This window comes from uncultured Subdoligranulum sp. (assembly GCF_937890665.1).
The window spans coordinates 1-4,395 of sequence record NZ_CALADU010000174.1; the positions used below are offsets into that span (position 1 = coordinate 1).

The 4,395-nt window shown below is 56.7% G+C and carries 5 protein-coding genes; 4 read left to right on the top strand and 1 reads right to left on the bottom strand.

From position 1 onward, the window contains the following. From Q0526_RS09875 to Q0526_RS09890, 4 genes are all read left to right on the top strand, one after another. Positions 1–767: DUF819 family protein (locus Q0526_RS09875; RefSeq protein WP_298733043.1), on the top strand; the 767-nt coding region annotated here is incomplete at its 5' end. A 22-nt stretch (positions 768–789) separates the two neighbouring features. After that, positions 790–2,871 (top strand): CocE/NonD family hydrolase, encoded by a 2,082-nt coding sequence (locus Q0526_RS09880; protein WP_298733045.1) that lies wholly within the window; start codon positions 790–792, stop codon positions 2,869–2,871. Positions 2,872–3,341: 470 nt separating this feature from the next. After that, entirely contained in the window at positions 3,342–3,569 is a 228-nt protein-coding gene (locus Q0526_RS09885; RefSeq protein ID WP_298733047.1) for a hypothetical protein, read from the top strand. Positions 3,570–3,659: 90 nt separating this feature from the next. Continuing rightward, on the top strand, positions 3,660–3,902 hold the full coding sequence (locus Q0526_RS09890; protein WP_298733050.1) for a hypothetical protein: 243 nt from the start codon (positions 3,660–3,662) through the stop codon (positions 3,900–3,902). A 306-nt stretch (positions 3,903–4,208) separates the two neighbouring features. Here Q0526_RS09890 and Q0526_RS09895 read toward each other — a convergent pair. Beyond that, positions 4,209–4,395: hypothetical protein (locus Q0526_RS09895; protein WP_298733052.1), on the bottom strand; the 187-nt coding region annotated here is incomplete at its 5' end.

The window sequence follows — 4,395 nt, forward strand, 5'->3', positions numbered from 1 at the left end:
GCAGCTCCAACCTGACCGCCATCGCCGTGGGTCTGGAGGCCAGCAAGACCACCATCGCCTCGGCCAACGCCGCCGACTATGTGGTGGGCATTCCCACACTAATCCTGATGTTCGCCGCCCCCGCCCTGTACAAGAATTCCAAACGGCTGAAAAAGCTGTGGCCCTATGAAATGAGCGAGCTGGAACTGCTGGGCGACGGCGACCACGAGGAACTGATGGCCTCCAAGGAATGGTCCATCCAGGAAATCGCCTGGCTGCTGGCCATCGGCTTCGGCACCGTGTGGGCCGCTACCGGCATCTCCTCGGTAGTATTCGGGGAAGGATTCCGCAGCGCGGGCCGCATCCTGCTCATCACCACCTTCTCCATCATCCTGGCGCAGGTGCCCGCCATCCGCAAGCTGCGCGGCAACTTTGACCTGGGCCTCTTTGTGGCGCTGCTGTTCCTGGTGACCATCGGCTTTGCGGTGGACCTGCAGCAGTTCTTCGGCTCCACCTTCTACATCACCCTGTTCTGCTTCTGCGTCATCGCCTGTTCCATTCTGCTGCACCTGCTCATCACCCGGTTGCTGAAAGTCCGCTTTGAGTATGTGCTGCTGTCCATCGTAGGCTGCATCTCAGATGGCCCCACCGCTGCCCTCATCGCCTCCAGCGCCCAGTGGAAGACCCTTATCAACATCGGTCTGCTCATGGGCGTACTGGCCGGTGCCCTGGGCAACTATGTGGGCATCGGTGTAGCCTATGCCATCCGTGCCTTGATCGGCGCCTGACCGGGAAACGGGAGAAACGGAAATGCGTAATTTTGACTTATATGTTTCGGGCATCCTGTACGGCAGGCTGCGCCTGGGCGACGGCACACCCCAGATCCAGAAACTGGACGTGCACACCGGCGCGCTGCTGGACTGGCAGGACCTGACCGACCAGGACCGGGATTTTTACCGTTCCTTTGTAAAAATGGATTTTGCCGCCCTGGGGCAGAACCTGTCCCGCTACGAGGCGGGCCTGCAGGGTACCGGGGAAGTTTCCCTGTGCGGCGAGCGCTACACCAGCGAAGACGGCTGCAGCTACCTGCAGCGGGATGTAAAATTCCCCAACAACAAACAGATGAAAGAAGGGCGGCTGATCGCCGTCACCTGCCCTGCCCGGGAGATGGTCACGGTGCTGGTGGAACCCGGTGCCGAGGAGGAGACCATCCTGCGCCTGTGGCGCTCGACCTGGCCGGAGGAACAATTGTTTCCGGTAGAGCATGCGGGGACATTCCCGGTGCCCATGCGGGACGGGGTACATCTTTCCACCGACGTATACCTGCCCAAAGGCTGCGGCGCCCCGATACCCGCGGTACTGGTGCGCACCCCCTACGGCAAGGAGGACGGCTGTGAAGTCTACTACCGCTATGTCCAGCGCGGCTATGCGGTGGTGGTACAGGATGTGCGCGGCCGCAACGCCAGCGAAGGCGAATGGCTGCCCAACTACCACGAGGTAGAGGACGGCGACGATACCCTGAACTGGATCGCCGCCCAGCCCTGGTGCAGCGGACGCATCGGCATGGTGGGCGGGTCCTATCTGGGCTATGTACAGTGGGCGGCTGCCGCCAGCGGCAACCCCCACCTGAAAGCTCTGATCAGCGTGGTCTGCGCGGGCAGCTCCTTTGTGGATCTGCCCCGCCGGGGCGGGTCCTTCACCTCGGGCATGCTGGCCTGGGCCTTTGCGGTGTCTCAGAAAACCTTCCACCCCGAACTGATGGAACGCGACGACTGGGAGGAAGTGCTGAACATTCGCCCCCTGACCGACCTGCCCAAAAAGGCCCTGGGATACGATGTGCCCTTCATCACACGGTGGCTGGAACCCAGCGACTACAACGATTTCTGGCGTCGGTCCAATTGGCAGGAGCGTTCCGTCGGGGCGCAGATTCCGGCGCTGATTCAGTCCGGCTGGTTTGACGACAACGGCATGGGCACCACCGAAGCCCTGGAACTGGTCCACGACTTCCCTCGGGGCATGCGCAAGGTCATTCTGGGGCCCTGGCAGCACAGCGGCAACAGCAAGTACGATATGCACGGGGTATCCTTCGGCAGCCAGGCGCTGCGCTTTGATCTGGACTGGCTGTATTTCCGCTGGTTCGAGCATCACCTCAAGGAGGTGGACAACGGCATCGACCAGACCGCCCCTGTGGAATACTACACTCTGGGGCAGGAGGTATGGAAGACCGCCGAAAACTGGCCGGTACCCGAGACCCAGGTCACCCACCTGTACCTGGACAGCGACGGCCACGCCAACACCTCCGCCGGGGACGGGCGGCTGACCTTTGCCAAGCCGGAGCAGGAGAACAGCGACGGCTACGCCTATGACCCCGAGCATCCATCCCAGCACATCATCGATATGTCGGAGAACGAGATCGAGGTGCCGGAGGACTACACCCAGGAGGAACTGCGCCAGGACCTGCTGTGCTACACCTCCCCCGTGCTGGAGGAGGACCTGGTCCTGACCGGCGATATGACGGCGGAGCTGTATATTTCCTCTGACGCGCCGGATACTGATTTTGTGGTGCGTGTTACCGATGTGGACGAGAACGGCCGGTCCATCAAACTGGCGGACGGCCTGCTCAGCGCCCGATACCGCAACGGCTTTGCCCGGTCAGAGTTTTTGCAGGAAGGCGAGATCGTCTGCCTGAAGATCCGTACCACCAAGCTGTCCAACTGCTTCCGGAAAGGCCACCGCATCCGGGTGACCGTCACCTCCAGCGCCAAGAATTTCATTTTCCCCAACAGTAACACACGGGAAGGTTTTGCTTCCGCCCGGACCGTGGTGGCCCATAACCGGGTATACCACGGTGGGCTGCACGCCTCCCGCCTGACGGTGCGGGTGGAGCCCTGAGCCCTCCCTGTCAGCAGAAGCGAAATATCCCCCAAGCGACCTGCTTCGGGTTGGGTGCGCCACATAAAATCCTGAATCCGTACCCATCCAAACCGAGCCTTGGGTGTTGTTCCTGATGCAATTTTGATACCACGCCGCCGCCTCCCGGCAGAGCCGGGTGCGGCGGTTTTGTATAACAAAAACCACTCGCTGGGCGAGTGGTTCCAAAGAAGACTATAGTCGATATTGCAGAAAGAAAAACTCCCTTTGCCAAAATAAAGGTGCAGTCTGCAACTGCACAAGTATAGCCCCGCGCAAGCGGGGCTATTTGATATTTATATCCCGGAAGCGAACAGGTTACATTCTGCCCCACACCTACCAAGCCCTGGCCTGAAAAGGCCGGAGCTTTTCTTATGATGCCTCTCCAGACTATAAGGTCTGGACTGAGGATGGGACAAAAGAATGGTGCCTGAAGGAGCCAGGAGCCCTATATGACTTCATTATGGCCGGCACCTGAAAAGAAGGTGAAAAATAATATGGATCAAGCGGAAACCCTGCGGCAGCTCCTGAAAGAAATCGAGGAACTGCTGGAACGTAACATAAACGAAGACGGCGAGTGCCAATTCAGTTATCTCAAGGAAAAGATTGTACTTGAGATGGCCAAGGAAATAATCACAGACGGAGTTCCCGACCCTCCGATGTGCTTTACATCTTGCTGAATGAAAAACATCATAGATGGGAAAGGATGATTGCGAATATCGGATGAAGTGCTGAAGCAAGTGGTCTTTGATTCGGGCGATTGGGGCTCGATGCGTGAACTGTGTAAGAATCACGAGCAGTACCCTGTACCGCTCCTTGGGAAAACATCAATCGGAGAGGATATCATTATTGAGGTTCTATCCGATCGTATCATTACGGAAGTCTACCAAGAAAACGGCTGGGTGCGAAAAAACTTCTATTACCCTGAAGAATGTACTACCGAAGAACTCTTCCAAGGGAAGTGGAAGCAGAGTCAGCAGCCCAGCGAAAAAAAGGCTCGTGGAGAACGATAACTTGAAGTAAAAGTGTTGTGTTTTCTCCTTGTGCATGCTATAATTTAGATGAAAAGAATAGGTATTTTGGCAGAGGATCTGGCCGGAGGATGCCTGGTAACAGTTGATTACTCCCAAAAGGCCGGTTTTCCAAGAATTGCCAAATGTATCTATTCTGTTAACCCACGCCATCAAACGAGCGTTGAAACGTAAGTTTCAACGCTCGTTTTTTGTGTGCATTTAGCAAATGCCCCCCTACCAAGCTCTGCTGAGGAGAGTAAAAAGCTCTAGCTTCAAGCATCGAGTGAAGCGAGAAGGAAGTAAAACTTATATTATTGCTAAGAAGTTGATTTGGGATAAACAACGCTCGTTTACGGGCTGTGAGGTAAGCAATGCAAGTGCCAGATTTTTCACGGCCTCTTGAGAAGCCTGCCGGTACGATTCTCTTCTAGGTTTTACAGTAAGCGTCAAATAGAAATTTAGAAAAGCACAAGGGTGGAGTTTTGCCTCCACC